At 62.9% G+C, this 17,018-nt stretch carries 30 protein-coding genes; all 30 read left to right on the forward strand.

The features are described 5' to 3' along the window. The first annotated feature begins 394 nt into the window (after positions 1 to 394). A complete protein-coding gene (gene rpsL / locus C7453_RS10435; RefSeq protein ID WP_003621118.1) occupies positions 395 to 766 on the forward strand; it encodes a 30S ribosomal protein S12 in 372 nt (123 codons plus the stop codon). A 15-nt stretch (positions 767 to 781) separates the two neighbouring features. Further along, on the forward strand, positions 782 to 1,258 hold the full coding sequence (gene rpsG, locus C7453_RS10440) for a 30S ribosomal protein S7 (RefSeq protein WP_114727487.1): 477 nt from the start codon (positions 782 to 784) through the stop codon (positions 1,256 to 1,258). Between the two features lie 94 nt (positions 1,259 to 1,352). Further along, positions 1,353 to 2,543, forward strand: a complete 1,191-nt coding sequence (gene tuf / locus C7453_RS10445; protein ID WP_114727488.1) for an elongation factor Tu — start codon at positions 1,353 to 1,355, stop codon at positions 2,541 to 2,543. A 105-nt stretch (positions 2,544 to 2,648) separates the two neighbouring features. Continuing rightward, positions 2,649 to 2,957 carry a 30S ribosomal protein S10 gene (gene rpsJ, locus C7453_RS10450; RefSeq protein WP_007282720.1) on the forward strand — a complete coding sequence of 103 codons (309 nt, stop codon included), beginning with the start codon at positions 2,649 to 2,651 and terminating at the stop codon, positions 2,955 to 2,957. Positions 2,958 to 2,967: 10 nt separating this feature from the next. Further along, complete coding sequence (rplC, locus tag C7453_RS10455; RefSeq protein WP_114727489.1) at positions 2,968 to 3,651, forward strand: 50S ribosomal protein L3; 684 nt, start codon at positions 2,968 to 2,970, stop codon at positions 3,649 to 3,651. A gap of 12 nt (positions 3,652 to 3,663) precedes the next feature. Next, entirely contained in the window at positions 3,664 to 4,278 is a 615-nt protein-coding gene (rplD, locus tag C7453_RS10460; RefSeq protein ID WP_114727490.1) for a 50S ribosomal protein L4, read from the forward strand. Positions 4,279 to 4,313: 35 nt separating this feature from the next. Next, positions 4,314 to 4,610 (forward strand): 50S ribosomal protein L23, encoded by a 297-nt coding sequence (locus C7453_RS10465; RefSeq protein ID WP_174787951.1) that lies wholly within the window; start codon positions 4,314 to 4,316, stop codon positions 4,608 to 4,610. Positions 4,611 to 4,626: 16 nt separating this feature from the next. Continuing rightward, positions 4,627 to 5,457 (forward strand): 50S ribosomal protein L2, encoded by an 831-nt coding sequence (gene rplB, locus C7453_RS10470; RefSeq protein ID WP_114727492.1) that lies wholly within the window; start codon positions 4,627 to 4,629, stop codon positions 5,455 to 5,457. A gap of 12 nt (positions 5,458 to 5,469) precedes the next feature. Beyond that, a complete protein-coding gene (rpsS, locus tag C7453_RS10475) occupies positions 5,470 to 5,748 on the forward strand; it encodes a 30S ribosomal protein S19 (RefSeq protein WP_007399623.1) in 279 nt (92 codons plus the stop codon). 1 nt (position 5,749) lies between these two features. Continuing rightward, the gene (gene rplV, locus C7453_RS10480) at positions 5,750 to 6,154 is read left to right on the forward strand and encodes a 50S ribosomal protein L22 (protein WP_114727493.1); all 405 of its coding nucleotides are present in this window, start codon (positions 5,750 to 5,752) and stop codon (positions 6,152 to 6,154) included. Between the two features lie 3 nt (positions 6,155 to 6,157). Next, a complete protein-coding gene (gene rpsC, locus C7453_RS10485) occupies positions 6,158 to 6,835 on the forward strand; it encodes a 30S ribosomal protein S3 (protein ID WP_114727494.1) in 678 nt (225 codons plus the stop codon). Between the two features lie 56 nt (positions 6,836 to 6,891). Continuing rightward, positions 6,892 to 7,308, forward strand: coding sequence for a 50S ribosomal protein L16 (gene rplP, locus C7453_RS10490; protein WP_114727495.1), 417 nt, complete (start codon positions 6,892 to 6,894; stop codon positions 7,306 to 7,308). A gap of 3 nt (positions 7,309 to 7,311) precedes the next feature. Next, entirely contained in the window at positions 7,312 to 7,551 is a 240-nt protein-coding gene (rpmC, locus tag C7453_RS10495) for a 50S ribosomal protein L29 (RefSeq protein ID WP_114727496.1), read from the forward strand. Between the two features lie 13 nt (positions 7,552 to 7,564). Continuing rightward, the gene (rpsQ, locus tag C7453_RS10500; RefSeq protein ID WP_114727497.1) at positions 7,565 to 7,843 is read left to right on the forward strand and encodes a 30S ribosomal protein S17; all 279 of its coding nucleotides are present in this window, start codon (positions 7,565 to 7,567) and stop codon (positions 7,841 to 7,843) included. Between the two features lie 14 nt (positions 7,844 to 7,857). Next, entirely contained in the window at positions 7,858 to 8,226 is a 369-nt protein-coding gene (gene rplN, locus C7453_RS10505) for a 50S ribosomal protein L14 (RefSeq protein WP_042059420.1), read from the forward strand. Continuing rightward, a complete protein-coding gene (rplX, locus tag C7453_RS10510; RefSeq protein WP_114727498.1) occupies positions 8,226 to 8,546 on the forward strand; it encodes a 50S ribosomal protein L24 in 321 nt (106 codons plus the stop codon). Before rplN ends, rplX begins: the two co-directional genes overlap by 1 nt. 10 nt (positions 8,547 to 8,556) lie before the next feature. Then, complete coding sequence (gene rplE / locus C7453_RS10515; protein WP_114727499.1) at positions 8,557 to 9,126, forward strand: 50S ribosomal protein L5; 570 nt, start codon at positions 8,557 to 8,559, stop codon at positions 9,124 to 9,126. 104 nt (positions 9,127 to 9,230) lie between these two features. Then, positions 9,231 to 9,536, forward strand: coding sequence for a 30S ribosomal protein S14 (rpsN, locus tag C7453_RS10520; protein WP_114727500.1), 306 nt, complete (start codon positions 9,231 to 9,233; stop codon positions 9,534 to 9,536). Between the two features lie 12 nt (positions 9,537 to 9,548). Further along, complete coding sequence (gene rpsH, locus C7453_RS10525; RefSeq protein ID WP_114727501.1) at positions 9,549 to 9,947, forward strand: 30S ribosomal protein S8; 399 nt, start codon at positions 9,549 to 9,551, stop codon at positions 9,945 to 9,947. A 10-nt stretch (positions 9,948 to 9,957) separates the two neighbouring features. Further along, entirely contained in the window at positions 9,958 to 10,491 is a 534-nt protein-coding gene (gene rplF, locus C7453_RS10530; RefSeq protein ID WP_114727502.1) for a 50S ribosomal protein L6, read from the forward strand. Continuing rightward, positions 10,491 to 10,853 (forward strand): 50S ribosomal protein L18, encoded by a 363-nt coding sequence (rplR, locus tag C7453_RS10535; RefSeq protein WP_114727503.1) that lies wholly within the window; start codon positions 10,491 to 10,493, stop codon positions 10,851 to 10,853. Before rplF ends, rplR begins: the two co-directional genes overlap by 1 nt. Positions 10,854 to 10,868: 15 nt before the next feature. Next, positions 10,869 to 11,447: a 30S ribosomal protein S5 gene (rpsE, locus tag C7453_RS10540; protein WP_114727504.1), complete on the forward strand. Its 579-nt coding sequence runs from the start codon at positions 10,869 to 10,871 to the stop codon at positions 11,445 to 11,447. Continuing rightward, positions 11,440 to 11,625 (forward strand): 50S ribosomal protein L30, encoded by a 186-nt coding sequence (gene rpmD / locus C7453_RS10545; protein WP_114727505.1) that lies wholly within the window; start codon positions 11,440 to 11,442, stop codon positions 11,623 to 11,625. The genes rpsE and rpmD overlap by 8 nt, the downstream gene beginning before the upstream one ends. A 1-nt stretch (position 11,626) precedes the next feature. Beyond that, positions 11,627 to 12,118, forward strand: coding sequence for a 50S ribosomal protein L15 (gene rplO / locus C7453_RS10550; protein WP_114727506.1), 492 nt, complete (start codon positions 11,627 to 11,629; stop codon positions 12,116 to 12,118). Between the two features lie 159 nt (positions 12,119 to 12,277). Continuing rightward, positions 12,278 to 13,624: a preprotein translocase subunit SecY gene (gene secY / locus C7453_RS10555; RefSeq protein WP_114727507.1), complete on the forward strand. Its 1,347-nt coding sequence runs from the start codon at positions 12,278 to 12,280 to the stop codon at positions 13,622 to 13,624. Further along, positions 13,621 to 14,280 (forward strand): adenylate kinase, encoded by a 660-nt coding sequence (locus tag C7453_RS10560; protein ID WP_114727508.1) that lies wholly within the window; start codon positions 13,621 to 13,623, stop codon positions 14,278 to 14,280. Before secY ends, C7453_RS10560 begins: the two co-directional genes overlap by 4 nt. 226 nt (positions 14,281 to 14,506) lie before the next feature. Next, complete coding sequence (gene rpsM, locus C7453_RS10565) at positions 14,507 to 14,884, forward strand: 30S ribosomal protein S13 (RefSeq protein ID WP_114727509.1); 378 nt, start codon at positions 14,507 to 14,509, stop codon at positions 14,882 to 14,884. A 104-nt stretch (positions 14,885 to 14,988) separates the two neighbouring features. Continuing rightward, positions 14,989 to 15,381, forward strand: coding sequence for a 30S ribosomal protein S11 (gene rpsK / locus C7453_RS10570; protein WP_012227919.1), 393 nt, complete (start codon positions 14,989 to 14,991; stop codon positions 15,379 to 15,381). Positions 15,382 to 15,500: 119 nt separating this feature from the next. Further along, a complete protein-coding gene (locus tag C7453_RS10575; RefSeq protein WP_114727510.1) occupies positions 15,501 to 16,520 on the forward strand; it encodes a DNA-directed RNA polymerase subunit alpha in 1,020 nt (339 codons plus the stop codon). Positions 16,521 to 16,544: 24 nt separating this feature from the next. Then, on the forward strand, positions 16,545 to 16,970 hold the full coding sequence (gene rplQ, locus C7453_RS10580; protein ID WP_114727511.1) for a 50S ribosomal protein L17: 426 nt from the start codon (positions 16,545 to 16,547) through the stop codon (positions 16,968 to 16,970). Positions 16,971 to 17,018 lie beyond the last annotated feature (48 nt).

Raw genomic sequence — 17,018 nt, forward strand, 5'->3', positions numbered from 1 at the left:
GGCCGACCGGATCGTGCCGAATCGGATGATTGGCACGGTCGGGATGCGTGACGATCGCGCGACGGCGGGCCTGCCGTGACTGCATGCCCGCCATCGCCTGCCCGCTGAGATAATTCGGCGGGAATCGGCCGCGAATCCCGAGGTAACACTTGACTCAAGGGCAGGGGCTTCGTAGGTTCCGCGCCCTCGGCTAGCCCCGTCTCGTATGACGTCGTTGGCCGTCGAATGCAGCATGCAGGCATGCGGTGCCGTGGTCCGAAAGGGCCGCCAAGGCCGGATGTAAATATGATGCCCAGGCGAATGATCCTCATTCGGTGGGATTTTGTTGTGAACGACAGTCGGCAATCTAAGACGCGGTTGGCCGGCCGAAATTTGTAAGGATCGGGAAAGGCGTATGCCGACCATCAACCAGCTGATCGCCAAAGGCCGCGAGCCCGCAGCCAAGCGCAATAAGGTGCCTGCTCTGCAGGGTTGCCCGCAGAAGCGCGGTGTCTGCACCCGCGTCTACACAACCACACCGAAGAAGCCGAACTCGGCTCTGCGTAAGGTTGCGAAGGTGCGTCTGACGAACGGCTATGAGGTCGTCAGCTACATCCCCGGTGAAGGCCACAACCTGCAGGAGCACAGTGTGGTCCTGATCCGTGGTGGCCGCGTCAAGGATCTTCCGGGCGTTCGTTACCACATCCTGCGTGGCGTTCTGGATACCCAGGGTATCGCCAAGCGTCGTCAGCGTCGCTCGCTCTATGGCGCGAAGCGTCCGAAGTAAAAGGAATAACCAGGCATGAGTCGCCGTCATCGCGCCGTGAAGCGCGAGATTCTTCCCGATCCGAAATTTGGTGATGTCGTCATCACGCGCTTCATGAATGCGCTCATGTATGACGGCAAGAAATCCACCGCCGAAGGCATCGTCTATGGTGCGCTCGAGGTGTTGCGTCGCCGTGGTGGTGCAGCAGCCGATCCGGTTGTGATGTTCCACAGCGCGCTGGACAACGTGAAGTCGGCCGTCGAGGTCCGTTCGCGTCGCGTCGGTGGTGCCACCTACCAGGTGCCCGTCGAAGTGCGCACGGAGCGTCGTCAGGCGCTGGCGATCCGCTGGCTGATCGACGCCTCGCGCAAGCGCGGCGAGAACACCATGCAGGAACGCCTGTCCAACGAGCTTCTGGACGCGGTCAACAATCGCGGGTCCGCCGTGAAGAAGCGTGAAGACACGCATCGCATGGCCGAGGCCAACAAGGCGTTCAGTCATTATCGCTGGTAAGGGGCGTTTGTCCGGTCTAAAGACCGGCACGCTTCCGGTTAGGAACATTTCAACCCGACTCCCGGCCTGAAGGCCGAGGTAACGGAGATAGACGATGGCAAAGGCTAAATTCGAGCGGACGAAGCCGCACTGCAATATCGGCACGATCGGTCACGTCGATCACGGCAAGACGTCGCTGACCGCCGCGATCACCAAGACGCTGGCGAAGACCGGTGGCGCCACCTTCAAGGCGTACGATCAGATTGACGCGGCGCCGGAAGAGCGCGCTCGTGGCATCACGATCTCGACCGCCCACGTCGAGTACGAGACCGCCGCGCGTCACTACGCGCACGTCGACTGCCCCGGCCACGCCGACTACGTGAAGAACATGATCACGGGTGCGGCGCAGATGGACGGCGCCATCCTGGTGGTTTCGGCTGCCGACGGCCCGATGCCGCAGACCCGCGAGCACATCCTGCTGGCGCGTCAGGTCGGCGTTCCGGCGCTGGTCGTGTTCCTGAACAAGGTTGACCAGGTCGACGATCCGGAACTGCTGGAACTGGTCGAGATGGAAGTGCGCGAGCTTCTGTCCGCTTACCAGTTCCCGGGCGACGATATCCCCATCATCAAGGGCTCGGCCCTGGTGACGCTGGAAGATGGCGATCCGGAAGTCGGCGAGAACCGGGTGCGCGACCTGATGGACGCCGTTGACGCGTACATCCCGCAGCCGGAGCGTCCGGTCGACCGTCCGTTCCTGATGCCGATCGAAGACGTGTTCTCGATCTCGGGCCGCGGCACCGTGGTGACCGGCCGTGTCGAGCGTGGCGTCGTGAACGTCGGTGACGAAATCGAAATCGTCGGTCTGCGTGCGACGCAGAAGACGACGGTGACGGGCGTCGAAATGTTCCGCAAGCTGCTGGATCGCGGCGAGGCCGGTGACAACATCGGTGCGCTGGTCCGTGGCACGAAGCGTGAAGACGTCGAGCGTGGCCAGGTTCTGGCTAAGCCGGGTTCGATCACCCCGCATACGAAGTTCAAGGCCGAAGCGTACATCCTCACGAAGGAAGAGGGTGGCCGTCACACGCCGTTCTTCACCAACTACCGTCCGCAGTTCTATTTCCGCACCACCGACGTGACGGGTGTCGTTCACCTGCCGGAAGGCACGGAAATGGTCATGCCGGGCGATAACGTTGCGATGGATGTCGAGCTGATCGCACCGATCGCGATGGACGAAGGTCTGCGTTTCGCCATCCGCGAAGGCGGCCGCACTGTCGGCGCCGGCGTGGTGGCCTCGATCACGGCCTGATCGGGTTAGTAACCAGAACTGGCGACCCCGGCCGGAGCAATCCGGCCGGGGTCTCCTTTGGCGGCTCGGGTTCCCCCGAACCATTGAAGTTGGACTGAATAGACGATGGACAACCAGAACATCCGCATTCGCCTGAAGGCGTACGATCATCGGGTGCTCGATAACAGCACCAAAGAGATCGTCAACACGGCGAAGCGTACGGGTGCGCGGGTTCGGGGTCCTATCCCGCTGCCGACGCATATCGAACGGTTCACCGTGAACCGCTCCCCCCACGTGGACAAGAAAAGCCGCGAGCAGTTCGAAATTCGGACTCATCGCCGGCTGCTCGACATTGTCGAGCCGACCCCGCAGACCGTGGACGCTCTCATGAAGCTCGACCTCGCCGCTGGCGTGGACGTCGAGATTAAACTTTAAGGTCCAGACGATGCGCACCGGATTGATCGCAAAGAAGCTGGGCATGACCCGGCTGTTTAAGGAAGACGGCACCCATGTGCCTGTCACCGTCCTGCATATCGACAACGTGCAGGTGGTGGATGTCCGTACCCAGGAACGCGACGGCTATACGGCCGTGCAGCTCGGGCTCGGCAACGCCAAGGTGAAGAACGTCTCCAAACCGAACCGCGGCCATTTTGCCCGCGTGAAGGTCGAACCCAAGAAGAAGCTCGTCGAATTCCGCGTTGCGGAAGATGCCGTGCTGGAAGCAGGCGCCACTCTCTCTGCCGCCCATTTCGTGGTGGGTCAGAAGATCGACGTGACGGCCACCAGCAAGGGCAAGGGCTTCGCCGGCGCCATGAAGCGCTGGAACTTCGCGGGTCTCGAAGCTTCGCACGGCGTGTCCATCAGCCATCGTTCGCATGGTTCGACGGGTAACCGCCAGGATCCGGGCAAGACCTTCAAGAACAAGAAGATGGCCGGGCACCTGGGCTCTGAGCGCGTGACCACCCTCAATCTCGAGGTGGCGGCGGTGGATGCCGAAAAGAACCTGCTCCTGGTCCGTGGCTCCGTGCCCGGCGCCAAGAACGAGCTGGTGCTGGTTCGTGATGCGATCAAGAAAGCCCGTCATGCCGAGGCGCCGTATCCGGCGGCCCTGGTTGAGGCTGCGGGCTGAGGATAGAGGGCAATGGATTACGAAATCAAAACCCTCGACAACGGGAGCGCCGGCACGGCCGTGCTTCCTGACGAGATTTTCGGGGTGACGCCGCGGGCCGATATCATGGCGCGTGTGGTGCACTGGCAGCTGGCCAAGCGCCGCGCCGGCACGCACAAGGTCAAGGGGATGGGCGAAGTCTCCGGCACGACCAAGAAGCCGTACCGCCAGAAGGGCACGGGTAGCGCCCGCCAGGGTTCGCTGCGTGCGCCGCAGTACCGCACCGGTGGTGCCGTGCATGGGCCGGTCGTCCGCGATCATGGCTACGACCTGCCGAAGAAGGTGCGTCGTCTGGGCCTGATCTCCGCGCTGTCGCAGAAGGCCGCCGAAGGCAAGCTGGTGGTGCTGGACGCCGCCACGTCGTCGGGCCGCACTGCCGAGCTGGCCGCGAAGGTCCAGGCGCTGGGCTGGAAGTCCGCCCTGATCGTCGATGCGACGGTCGAGGAGAATTTCGGTCGCGCCACCCGCAACCTGCCGAAGATCGACGTGCTGCCCACCATCGGCGCGAACGTCTACGACATCCTCAACCACGACGTGCTCGCGATCACCCGCGCCGGCGTCGAAGGCCTGAAGGAGCGCCTGGCATGACCAACGTGCTCGCAATCCGCAAGAAGGCGGAGCGGATGTCGCGCGAGACGATGTACGACATCGTTCGCGCGCCGCTGATCACCGAGAAGGCGACGGCGCTGTCCGAGAAGAACCAGGTGGTCTTCAAGGTCGCGATCGACGCCACGAAGCCGGAGATCAAGGTCGCGGTCGAAGGTCTGTTCGGCGTGAAGGTCCTGGGCGTGAACACGCTTGTCCAGAAGGGCAAGACGAAGCGCTTCAAGGGCCGCCCGGGCCAGCGTTCCGATGTGAAGAAGGCGTTTGTGCAGCTTGCCGAGGGTCAGTCCATCGACCTGACCGCGAAGCTGGTCTGACGCGGGGTAGCAAGACATGGCACTGAAGCACTTTAATCCGGTCACCCCCAGCCTGCGCAATACGGTCCTGATCGACCGTAAGGAGCTGTGGAAGGGTAAGCCTGTAAAGGCTCTGACCGAAGGCAAGAACAAGTCCGGCGGACGCAACAACCATGGGCGCATCACCTCGCGCTTCATCGGTGGCGGCCACAAGCAGTCCTATCGTTTCGTCGATTTCAAGCGGCGCAAGTTCGATGTGGCCGGCACGGTCGAGCGTCTGGAATATGACCCGAACCGCACCGCCTTCATCGCACTGGTGAAGTATGAGGACGGCGAGCTGGCCTACATCCTGGCGCCGCAGCGCCTGAAGGTGGGCGACCAGGTGGTGGCCGGCGCGCGCGTCGACATCAAGCCGGGTAACGCGATGCCGCTGTCGGCCATTCCGGTCGGCACGATCGTGCACAATATCGAGCTGAAGCCGGGCGCCGGGGGCAAGATTGCCCGTTCGGCCGGCACATACTGCCAGCTGGTCGGCAAGGATGCCGGCTATGCGCAGATCAAGCTGCAGTCGGGCGAGCTGCGCGTCGTGCGCGGCGAGTGCATGGCGACGGTTGGCGCGGTGTCCAATCCGGACAACATGAACCAGCACATGGGCAAGGCCGGTCGCGGCCGCTGGCTGGGTCGTCGTCCGCATAACCGCGGCGTCGTGATGAACCCGGTTGACCATCCGCATGGTGGTGGCGAAGGCCGCACCTCGGGCGGCCGTCATCCGGTCACGCCGTGGGGCAAGCCGACCAAGGGTTACAAGACCAGGGTTAACAAGCGTACGGACAGTCTGATTATCCGTCGCCGGAAAACCGGTAAGTAAGGGGCAAAGAAGATGGCACGTTCCGTCTGGAAGGGCCCGTTCGTGGACGGGTATCTGCTGAACAAAGCCGATGCGTCGCGCGCGTCGGGCCGTAACGAAGTGATCAAGATCTGGTCGCGTCGCTCGACAATCCTGCCGCAGTTCGTCGGTCTGACGTTCGGCGTCTATAACGGGCACAAATTCCTGCCCGTTCAGGTGTCGGAGAACATGGTGGGGCACAAGTTCGGCGAGTTCTCGCCGACTCGTACCTTCACGGGGCATTCGTCGGACAAGAAGGCGAAGCGGGGCTGATATGAGCAAGCCGAAGCATCCGCGCACGCTCGCGGAAACCGAGGCGCAGGCCGTCACGCGGAACATCCGCGTGAGCCCGCGCAAGCTGAACCTGGTCGCAGCGCTGATTCGCAACAAGCCGGCGGCCCAGGCCGTGGCGACGCTGACGTTCTCGAAGCGGCGCATCGCGCAGGACGTCAAGAAGACGCTGCAGAGTGCGATCGCGAACGCCGAGAACAACCATCAGCTGGACGTGGACCAGCTGGTGGTGGTGCGCGCCGAGGTTGGCAAGTCGATCGTCATGCGTCGTTTTCATGCGCGTGGCCGTGGTCGTTCGTCCCGCATCGAGAAGTTCTTCAGCCATCTGAAGATCGTCGTGGCCGAGCGTTCGGCCGAGGCGGAGACAACCGAGCAGAAGGCGGCCTGATCCATGGGACACAAAGTCAATCCGATCGGGCTGCGGCTCGGCATCAACCGCACCTGGGATAGCCGCTGGTATGCTGGCGCTGACTATTCGCGCCTGCTGCATGACGACCTGAAGCTGCGTTCGCACCTGCGCCGCAAGCTGTCGGGTGCCGGCGTGTCCCGCGTGGTGATCGAGCGTCCGGCGAAGAAGCCCCGCGTGACGATCTACGCCGCCCGTCCGGGCGTCGTGATCGGCAAGAAGGGCCAGGATATCGACGTCCTGCGCAAAGATCTGACCCGTATGGCGAAGACCGACGTTGCGCTGAACATCGTCGAGATCCGCAAGCCCGAGATCGACGCGACGCTGGTGGCCGAGAACATCGCCCAGCAGCTGGAGCGTCGCGTGGCCTTCCGTCGCGCCATGAAGCGCGCTGTGCAGTCGGCGATGCGTCTGGGCGCGCAGGGTATCCGGATCAACTGCGGTGGCCGTCTGGGCGGCGCCGAGATCGCGCGTGTCGAGTGGTATCGCGAAGGCCGGGTGCCGCTGCACACGCTGCGCGCGGACATCGATTATGGCGTGGCCACGGCGAAGACCACCTATGGCACCTGTGGTGTGAAGGTCTGGATCTTCAAGGGTGAGATCCTCGCCCAGGACCCGCTGGCGCAGGATCGGCGCGCCGCCGAGCAGGCTCCGCAGCGCTAAGCTGCGGAACCTAAGGATCTAGAACGGCGCCAGGCGGCGCGTGAGGATTTAGAACAATGCTTTCTCCCAAGCGGACAAAGTACCGCAAGGCCCACAAGGGCCGCATTCATGGGCTGGCAAAAGGCGGAACGACACTGAATTTCGGTGCGTTCGGCCTGAAGGCCCTGGAGCCGGAGCGGGTTACCGCCCGGCAGATCGAGGCCTCCCGCCGGGCCATCACCCGTGCGATGAAGCGTGCCGGTCGCGTCTGGATTCGGATCTTCCCCGATCTTCCGGTCTCGACAAAGCCCGCCGAAGTGCGTATGGGCTCCGGCAAGGGGTCGCCGGAATACTGGGTGGCCCGTGTTAAACCGGGTCGTATCCTGTTCGAGATCGAAGGCGTTTCGCCGGAACTGGCGCGCGAAGCGCTGGCTCTCGGCGCTGCGAAGCTGCCGATCAAGACCAAGTTCGTGACCCGCATCGGAGAGGCGTGAGATATGGCAAAGGCAACCAAGCCGGCCGATCTGCGTGCCAAGACCGCGGAAGAACTGGAGGCGCTTCTCATCGACCTGAAGCGCGAGCAGTTCAACCTGCGGTTCCAGCGCGCGACCGGCCAGAATGAAGGACAGGCACGTGTTCGTACGGTGCGTCGTGAGATCGCCCGTCTGAAGACGATTGCGTCCGAGGCGTTGAAGAAGAGTGCAGCCGGCGCGAATGCGTCGGCCGCGAAGTCCTGAAGGGAGACGGGCGATGCCGAGGCGCGTCCTGAGTGGACGTGTGACCAGCGACAAGATGGACAAGACGGTGACCGTCCTTGTCGATCGTCGCGTCATGCATCCGCTGTATAAGAAGTTCATTCGCCGCTCGAAGAAATATGCGGCGCATGATGAGCAGAACGAATGCAAGGTTGGTGACACGGTGCGCATCGAAGAGTGCAAGCCGATCTCCAAGCGCAAGACCTGGACCGTGATCGTCCGTAACGGTGCCCAGCTGGGTACCGCCGGCGTCGAGTCCGGCGCGCAGGCGTAAGAAGGGCATAGGTTATGATCCATCCCGAGACCAACCTGGACGTCGCCGATAATTCGGGCGCGCGTCAGGTGCAGTGCATCAAGGTGCTGGGCGGTTCCAAGCGGAAGACTGCCTCGGTCGGCGACGTGATCGTCGTGTCCGTCAAGGAAGCGATCCCGCGCGGCAAGGTCAAGAAGGGCGACGTTCACCAGGCGGTGATCGTGCGTACTTCGTACCCCGTGCGTCGTCCCGATGGCAGCGCCATCCGCTTCGACCGGAATGCGGCCGTCCTGATCAACAAGCAGCAGGAGCCGATCGGCACCCGCATCTTTGGGCCGGTTGTGCGTGAACTGCGTGCGCGCAAGTTCATGAAGATCATCTCGCTGGCGCCGGAGGTGCTGTAATGGCCGCGCGTATCAGGAAAGGCGACCAGGTCGTCGTCACCACCGGGTCGTCCAGGGGCGTCCGGGGCGAGGTGCTTTCGGTGCTGCCCGGTGACAACAAGGCCGTGGTGCGCGGTGCAGCGGTGGCCAAGCGCCACACGCGCCCGAACCGCATGGGTGAGCAGGGAGGCATCATCGAGAAGGAGATGCCGATCCACCTGTCGAACCTGAAGCTGGTCGATCCCAAGAGCGGCAAGCCGACGCGCGTCGGTTTCCGTGTCCTGGAAGATGGCCGCAAGGTCCGCGTCGCCAAGGCGACCGGCGAAGTCATCGAAGGCTGAGGAGGCGCGGATGTCTGAAGTACAAGCCACCCGCTCGGTGCCGCGTCTGCAGAAGCGTTATCAGGACGAGCTGCGCGCCAAACTGCGCGAAGAGTTCGGCTACAAGAACGTGATGCAGGTTCCGCATCTCGAGAAGATCGTCATCAACATGGGTGTTGGCGAGGCCGCGGGCGACCAGAAGAAGCTGGACGCCGCCGTTGCCGAGCTGACGCTGATCGCCGGACAGAAGCCGGTCAAGACGATTGCCAAGAAGGCGATCGCCGGCTTCAAAATCCGTGCGGGTCTGCCGATCGGCTGCAAGGTCACCCTGCGCCGCGCCCAGATGTACGAGTTCCTCGACCGTCTCGTGACCATCACGCTGCCGCGCGTCCGCGATTTCCGTGGCCTGCCCGGCAACAAGGGTTTCGACGGCCATGGCAACTTCGCCATGGGGATGAAGGAACAGATCGTGTTCCCGGAAATCGAGTACGACAAGGTCGACGATATCCGTGGCATGGACATCATCTTCGTCACCAGCGCGAAGACGGATGCGGAAGCGAAGGCTCTTCTGAAGGCGTTTGATCTGCCCTTCGCTGCGTAATTGCAGCGATTGGGGCTTCCGCCCAGAGGTCAGAAGACCTATTAGACACGTTGTTTGGAAAACCGTCGGGATGGCCCGACAGGTTCCGGAGGGTAGAACAAGGCATGGCCAAGATCTCCGCCGTTAACCGGAATGCCAAGCGTCAGCGCATGGCAACCCGGGACAAGGCTAAGCGGATTGCGCTCAAGAACATTGTCATGGATCGGACGCTTCCGGTCGAAGACAGGTTCGAGGCAACTCTGAAACTCGCAGAGCTTCCCCGCAATGGTTCGCGCGTTCGCGTGCGTCTGCGGTGCAAGCTGACGGGGCGTTCACGCGCCAATTACAGGAAGTTCGAACTCTGCCGTATCGCGCTGCGCGATCTGGCTTCCAGTGGCCAGATTCCTGGCATGGTCAAGTCGAGCTGGTAAGGGCAGAGAACGATGTCACTTTCTGATCCGTTGGGTGATATGCTCACCCGGATCCGCAACGCGCAGCGCGCGCGTCATGCGGCCTGTGTCTCGCCGGCGTCCAAGCTGCGCGCGAATGTTCTCGAGGCTCTGCGCCGCGAGGGCTATATCCGCGGCTACGCCCAGGAAGAGGTGCGCAAGGGCATTGCCCAGCTGCGCATCGAGTTGAAATACCTGGATGGCGAGCCGGTCATCAAGGAGATCCACCGCGTGTCCAAGCCGGGCCGCCGGGTCTACTCGAAGATCAAGGAACTGCCGCGGGTCTATGCCGGCCTCGGCGTGTCGATCCTGTCGACGCCGCGTGGCGTCCTGTCCGATGCGGAAGCCCGCGCTGCCAATGTTGGCGGCGAGGTCCTCTGCCGCGTGTTCTGAGGAGGGATACATGTCGCGTGTAGGCAAATATCCCGTCGAAGTTCCGTCGGGCGTCCAGGTCTCGATCGTCGATGGCGTGTTCGTGGCCAAGGGCAAGTTGGGCGAGCTGAAGCTGCCGCTGTCCTCGCATGTCGAAACCGAGATCACCGACAACAAGGTTGCGGTCCGTCCGGTCGGCACCCAGGCGCAGGCCCGGATGATGTGGGGCACCACGCGCGCGCTGGTGGCCAGCATGGTCAAGGGCGTGTCCGTGGGCTTCTCCAAGACCCTGGAAGTGACCGGCACCGGCTATCGTGCCGCCGTGCAGGGCAGCAACCTGGTCATGAACCTCGGCTACTCGCATGACATCGTCTATGCGATTCCGCCGGGCATCAAGATCTCGACGCCGCGCCCGACTGCTATTGTGGTCGAAGGCGTGGACAAGCAGCGGGTTGGTCAGGTTGCGTTGGATATCCGCAGCTTCCGCAAGCCCGAGCCCTACAAGGGCAAGGGCGTCCGCTACGACACCGAGACCATCCGTCGCAAGGAAGGCAAGAAGAAGTAATGAGCACGCAGCAGGATCTGCGGGAGCGTCGGCGTCAGCGTCTGCGCTTCCAGCTTCGCCGCAAGGGCGGCGGGCGTCCGCGTCTGTCGGTGTTCCGGTCAGGCAAGAATATTTATGCCCAGGTCATCGACGATGCCGCCGGGCGTACCCTTGCCGCCGCTTCGAGCCTGGACAAGGCGCTGCGCGAGCAGCTGAAGACCGGTGCCGATTCCGACGCGGCGACGGCGGTTGGCAAGCTGGTTGCCGAGCGCGCGGTTGCGGCCGGTGTGACGCAGGTGGTCTTCGACCGCGGTTCGTATCTGTATCATGGGCGCATCAAAGCCCTGGCGGAGGCTGCCCGCGAGGGTGGTCTCGCCTTCTAAGGAAAGGGGCACGCAATGGCACGTGAACCGAGAGAAGGCGGCCGGGGTGGCCGCGAGCGTGAGCGCGAAGGCGACGATCTGGTCGACAAGCTCGTCACGATCAACCGCGTTGCGAAGGTCGTAAAAGGCGGCCGTCGCTTTGCTTTTGCTGCGCTGGTCGTGGTGGGTGACCAGAAGGGTCGTGTCGGCTATGGCGCCGGCAAGGCCCGCGAGGTGCCCGAGGCGATCCGCAAGGCGACCGAGCGCGCCAAGCGCACGATGATCCGCGTTCCGATGAAGGAGGGTCGTACTCTCCATCACGACGTCGCCGGTCATTTCGGCGCTGGTAAGGTGGTGCTTCGTTCGGCTGATGCCGGCACGGGTATCATCGCCGGTGGCCCGATGCGCGCTGTGTTCGAGAGCCTGGGCATCAATGACGTGGTGGCCAAGTCGCTCGGCACCCGGAACCCGCATAACATGGTCAAGGCCACCTTCGACGCGCTGGAGCGTTGCGCCAGCCCGCGTTCGGTTGCCAACCGTCGCGGCAAGAAGGTCTCCGACATCCTGGGCCGCCGTGAGGTGGCCGGTACGGCGGAGGCGAGCGCCGATGTCTGAAGGCAAGACCGTCCGCGTCACGCAGGTGGCGTCGGGTAACGGCCGCAAGCCGGGCCAGCAGGCAACGCTGGTCGGGCTCGGCCTCAACAAGATCGGTCGCACGCGGGAACTGGAGGATACACCTTCGGTTCGCGGCATGATCACCAAGGTGGCCCACCTCGTGAAGGTGGAGGATTGAGATGAACCTCAACGAACTGCGCGATAACGAGGGCTCTCGTTATCGCAAGAAGCGTCTGGGTCGCGGCATCGGGTCCGGCAAGGGCAAGACGTCGGGAAAGGGCGTGAAGGGCCAGAAGGCGCGTGAGGGTGTGTCCCTCAACGGTTTCGAGGGTGGTCAGCTTCCGCTGTACCGTCGTCTGCCGAAGCGCGGCTTCAAGAACATCTTCCGCAAGGTCTACGCTCCGGTGAACCTGGGTGCGCTGGACCAGGCCATCGAGGCTGGCAAGATCGACGCCAGCGCGACGGTGACCGAAGATGTGCTGCGTGCGGCCGGTCTGGTCGGCTCGGGCAAGTTTGCCGGTGTCCGCCTGCTGGCGAAGGGCGAGCTGGCCCGTGCCGTGACCATTGAGGTCGCTGGCGCGTCGGCTACCGCGATCGCGGCAGTCGAGAAGGCCGGTGGAACTGTCCGGGTTGCCAAAGCGGCGCAGGACGAGGCGACGGCGTCGGCTTGAGCCGGATTCCGGGATGGCATGCCCGTCAAGCCGTCCCGGATCGGCCCCGGCGTTGTCTCTTGCGTTGGTGCAAGACGACGCCTTACACTCTTTGCTGATGTGTCATGACAGCGTCCCGTTTCGTGCGGTGACGCTGTTGTTGTTGAAAGGGACGGGCGCATGGCCTCCGCGGCCGAGCAGCTGGCTGCCAATCTGAATTTCAGCTCCTTCGCCAATGCGACGGAGTTGAAGAAACGAATCTGGTTTACCCTGGGGGCGTTGATCGTCTACCGTCTGGGTACCTACATTCCGGTTCCCGGCGTCGACGCGACGGTCATGGGCCAGCTTCTGGCGCAGCACCAGGGCGGTATCCTGGGAATGTTCGACATGTTCACCGGCGGTGCGCTCGGTCGTATGACCGTCTTCGCCCTGAACATCATGCCGTATATCAGCGCCTCGATCATCGTGCAGCTGATGTCTTCGGCGATTCCCGCGCTTGAGAACCTAAAGAAGGAAGGTGAGCAGGGGCGGCGCAAGCTGAACGAATATACCCGCTACCTGACTGTGCTGATCGCGCTGTTCCAAGCCTATGGCATCGCCGTTGGACTCGAGAACATGCACAGTGCAGCGGGGTCGGCGGTGATCGCGCCCGGCATGTTCTTCATCGTTTCGTGCGTGGTGACGCTACTGGGCGGCACGATGTTCCTGATGTGGCTTGGTGAGCAGATCACATCCCGCGGTGTGGGCAATGGCATTTCGCTGATCATCTTCGCCGGTATCGTGGCGAACTTGCCGCATGCGTTGGCCAGCCTGTTCCAGCTTGGCTATACGGGCGCCCTGTCGCCCTTCTTCGTGCTGGTCTTCCTAGTGCTGGCGGCGATAACCATCGCCTTCATTGTCTTCATGGAGCAGGCGCAGCGCCGGGTGGTCATCCAGTATCCCAAGCGGCAGGTCGGTCAGCGCATCTATGGCGGCGACTCCACCCATATGCCGCTGAAGGTGAATACTGCCGGTGTGATTCCGCCGATTTTCGCCTCTTCGGTACTGCTGATTCCGGTGACGATCGCTGGTTTTATGAATAGTGCGTCGATGCCCGGATGGCTTTCGTTCCTGGGGCAGGAACTCGGGCAGGGGCAACCGCTTTACATGCTGTTCTATGCGGCCATGATCGTCTTCTTCTCGTATTTTTATGCGGCGGTGACGTTCAATCCGCAGGAAACGGCCGATAATCTGCGTAAGCAGGGTGGTTTCATCCCGGGCATCCGACCAGGTGCGAACACGGCGGCTTATTTTGACCGGATTCTGACGCGATTGACGACGATCGGTGCCGCCTACCTGGTGGCGGTGTGTTTGCTGCCGCAGATTCTGATCAGTCATTATAACGTGCCGTTCTATTTCGGCGGGACCAGCTTGATCATCATCGTATCAGTGACCATCGACACCGTGACGCAGATCCAGTCCCACCTGGTGGCTCACCAGTACCAGGGGCTGATGCGGCGGGCGCGTGGGAAAGGCAGGGGTCGGTGAACGTCATATTTCTTGGCCCTCCTGGGGCCGGCAAGGGAACCCAGTCCAAGCGGCTGGAAGCGCGCTACGGTATCGCGCAGATCTCGACGGGGGACATGCTGCGCGCCGAGGTGGCAGCAGGGACTCCGATCGGCCAGGAGGCAAAGGCTCTGATGGATTCGGGGCAACTGGTCCCCGATGACGTGATCATTGCGATGCTCGAATCGCGCATCGCGCAGCCTGATTGCGCAAAGGGATTCATTCTCGATGGATTCCCCCGGACAGCGGGTCAGGCTGCGGCATTGGATTCGATGCTGAAGCGGCGGGGGGCGCGAATCGACGTCGTGCTGTTTCTTGAGGTCGATGAAAATGCGCTGGCGGACCGGATCGCCGGCCGCTTCACCTGCGGTACCTGCGGGACAGGATATAACGACCTGTTCAAGAAGCCGAAGGTCGAGGGCACATGTGATGTCTGTGGCGGGCATTATTTTGTCCGCCGCGAGGACGACCGGCGCGAGACCGTTGCTGCCCGTCTGGCCGCCTACCGAGAGCAGACGGCGCCTATCCTGCCGTATTACGAGGCCGAAGGGCGCCTGTACCCGGTGGACGGCATGGCCGACATCGACACGGTGACTGAGCAAGTCTTCGAAATCATGGATGGCATCACGAAAAAGTGATCGTTATTCATTGACTCAAAAGGGCGCGCGGGTATATTGCGCGCCCTCAAGGTATCGGCTCCCGTGCCCGACTGGCGCGGAGAGCGGAGATCACGAATCCGATTGATGATGGGGTTGACCGGCGGTGCCGGCACGTTCACGACGCTCCGGCTTGCCGGTGGTGTGGAAAAGCCCCGGCGACGATCTTAAGGGCCCGAGTAACGCGGGCGGACGAGGAGTAAGTGGCGTGGCGCGTATTGCCGGCGTGAACATCCCAACCAACAAGCGGGTGACGATTGGCCTGCGTTATATTTATGGCATTGGTCCGACCAAGGCCGAGCAGATCTGCCAGCAGCTCGAGATTCCGGCTGAGCGCCGGGTGAATGAGCTGTCGGACGACGAGATCCTGAAGATCCGTGAGCTGATTGACAGCGAATACCGGGTCGAAGGCGATCTTCGTCGCGAAGTGGCGATGAACATCAAGCGCCTGATGGACCTGGGTTGCTACCGTGGCCTGCGTCACCGTCGCGGTCTTCCGGTCCGTGGCCAGCGGACGCACACCAATGCCCGTACCCGCAAGGGTAAGGCGGTGGCGATCGCCGGTAAGAAGAAGGCTACCCGCTAAGCGGCTCCAGCCGCATTCGCGGCCAGCGCCGGGTGTCCCTGGTTACAATCTCCAGGGGTATCCGACGCGGCTCGCGTTGATGAACAGACAGGACCAGGAAGACTATGGCGAAGGCTGCAGCTCCGCGTATTCGGAAGAAAGAGCGGAAGAACATTATCTCGGGGGTGGCGCATGTGCTCTCCACCTTCAACAACACGATGATCACGATCTCCGATGCCCAGGGCAACGCGATCGCGTGGTCTTCCGCTGGTGCTCAGGGCTTCAAGGGCTCGCGCAAATCCACCCCGTACGCGGCGCAGGTCGCCGCCGAGGATGCAGGCCGCAAGGCGCGTGAGCACGGCATGGAGACGCTGGAGATCGAAGTGTCGGGTCCGGGTTCGGGGCGTGAGAGCGCACTGCGCGCGTTGCAGGCGGTCGGGTTCTCGATCACCTCGATCCGCGACATGACGCCGGTGCCGCATAACGGTTGCCGTCCGCGCAAGCGTCGTCGCGTCTGATCGTCAGGCTCGGATTCGTTTTCTGCCGGCCTCGTGCTGGCGGGGTTGAGTGTCATCAGGCACCCGTTCGCACGGGTGCCGTCTGCCTTGGTGCAGATCAGTTTTGAAAGGCCATCAACTTGGTCCTCCAGAAAAACTGGCAATCTCTGATCAAGCCGGAGAAGCTGGAAGTCGAGCCGGGCGGCCAGCCGTTGCGCACAGCGACTGTGGTGGCGGAACCGCTCGAGCGTGGCTTCGGCATGACGCTCGGCAATGCTATCCGGCGCGTGCTGCTGTCCTCCCTTCAGGGGGCTGCCGTAACGGCGATCCAGATCGACGGCGTGTTGCATGAGTTCTCGTCAGTGGCCGGCGTCCGCGAGGACGTGACGGACATCGTCCTGAACATCAAGCAGCTTGCCCTGCGGATGCATGGCGAAGGCCCGAAGCGCATGGTGCTGACGGCCACCGGACCGGGCGAAGTGCGTGCGGGCCAGATCCAGACCGGCCACGATATCGAGGTGATGAATCCTGATCTCGTGATCTGCACCCTCGACGAAGGCGTGAAGTTCGGGATGGAATTCACCGTCAATCTGGGCAAGGGCTACGTTCCCGCGGCGGCCAACCGCCCCGAGGATGCGCCGATTGGCCTGATTCCGGTGGACGCGATCTATTCGCCGGTGCAGCGCGTGTCCTACAAGGTCGAGCCGACCCGCGTGGGGCAGGTGACCGACTATGACCGGCTTCTGCTGACGGTCGAGACGAACGGCGCGGTGACGCCTGAGGATGCGGTGGCCCTGGCCGCCCGGATCCTACAGGACCAGCTCCAGCTGTTCATCAATTTCGACGAGCCGCGCCCGGTCCGGACCGAAGAGCCGCAGGACGACCTGCCGTTCAATCGGAACCTGCTGCGCAAGGTCGACGAACTGGAACTGTCGGTTCGCAGTGCCAACTGCCTGAAGAACGACAATATCGTCTATATTGGCGATCTGGTGCAGAAGACCGAGCAGGAGATGCTGCGGACGCCGAATTTCGGCCGCAAGTCCCTGAACGAGATCAAGGAGGTCCTGACGTCGATGGGGCTCTCCCTTGGTATGAACGTCCCGGCCTGGCCGCCGGAAAATATCGAAGACCTGGCCAAGAGGCTCGACGAGCCCTTCTGACCGGAAAGACAGGAAGACTTTATCATGCGTCACGGTGTTGCCGGCCGGAAGCTCGGCGTTACCTCCACCCATCGCGCCGCCATGTTCCGCAACATGGCTGTCGCGCTGATCAAGCACGAGCAGATCACCACGACTCTGCCCAAGGCGAAGGAGCTTCGCCCCGTGGTCGAGAAGCTGATCACGCTCGGCAAGCGCGGCGACCTGCACGCCCGCCGTCAGGCTTATGCGCAGCTCCGTGACGACGTGATCGTCTCCAAGCTGTTCGCGGCCGTGGCGGATCGCTACAAGGCCCGTAGCGGTGGTTATATCCGCGTCCTGCGCGCGGGCATCCGTCATGGCGACGCTGCCGACATGGCGGTGATCGAACTGGTGGATCGCGATGTGTCCGCCAAGGGCCAGGATAGCGGCCCGCGTCCGGAAGTCGTTTCCGACGAGGGGCTGGCAGCGTAAGTCTTACGCTCTGGCTTTATGAAAAGACCCGGCCCTTTGGCCGGGTTT

Source organism: Gluconacetobacter liquefaciens (assembly GCF_003350405.1).
Taxonomy (GTDB): Bacteria; Pseudomonadota; Alphaproteobacteria; order Acetobacterales; family Acetobacteraceae; genus Gluconacetobacter; species Gluconacetobacter liquefaciens.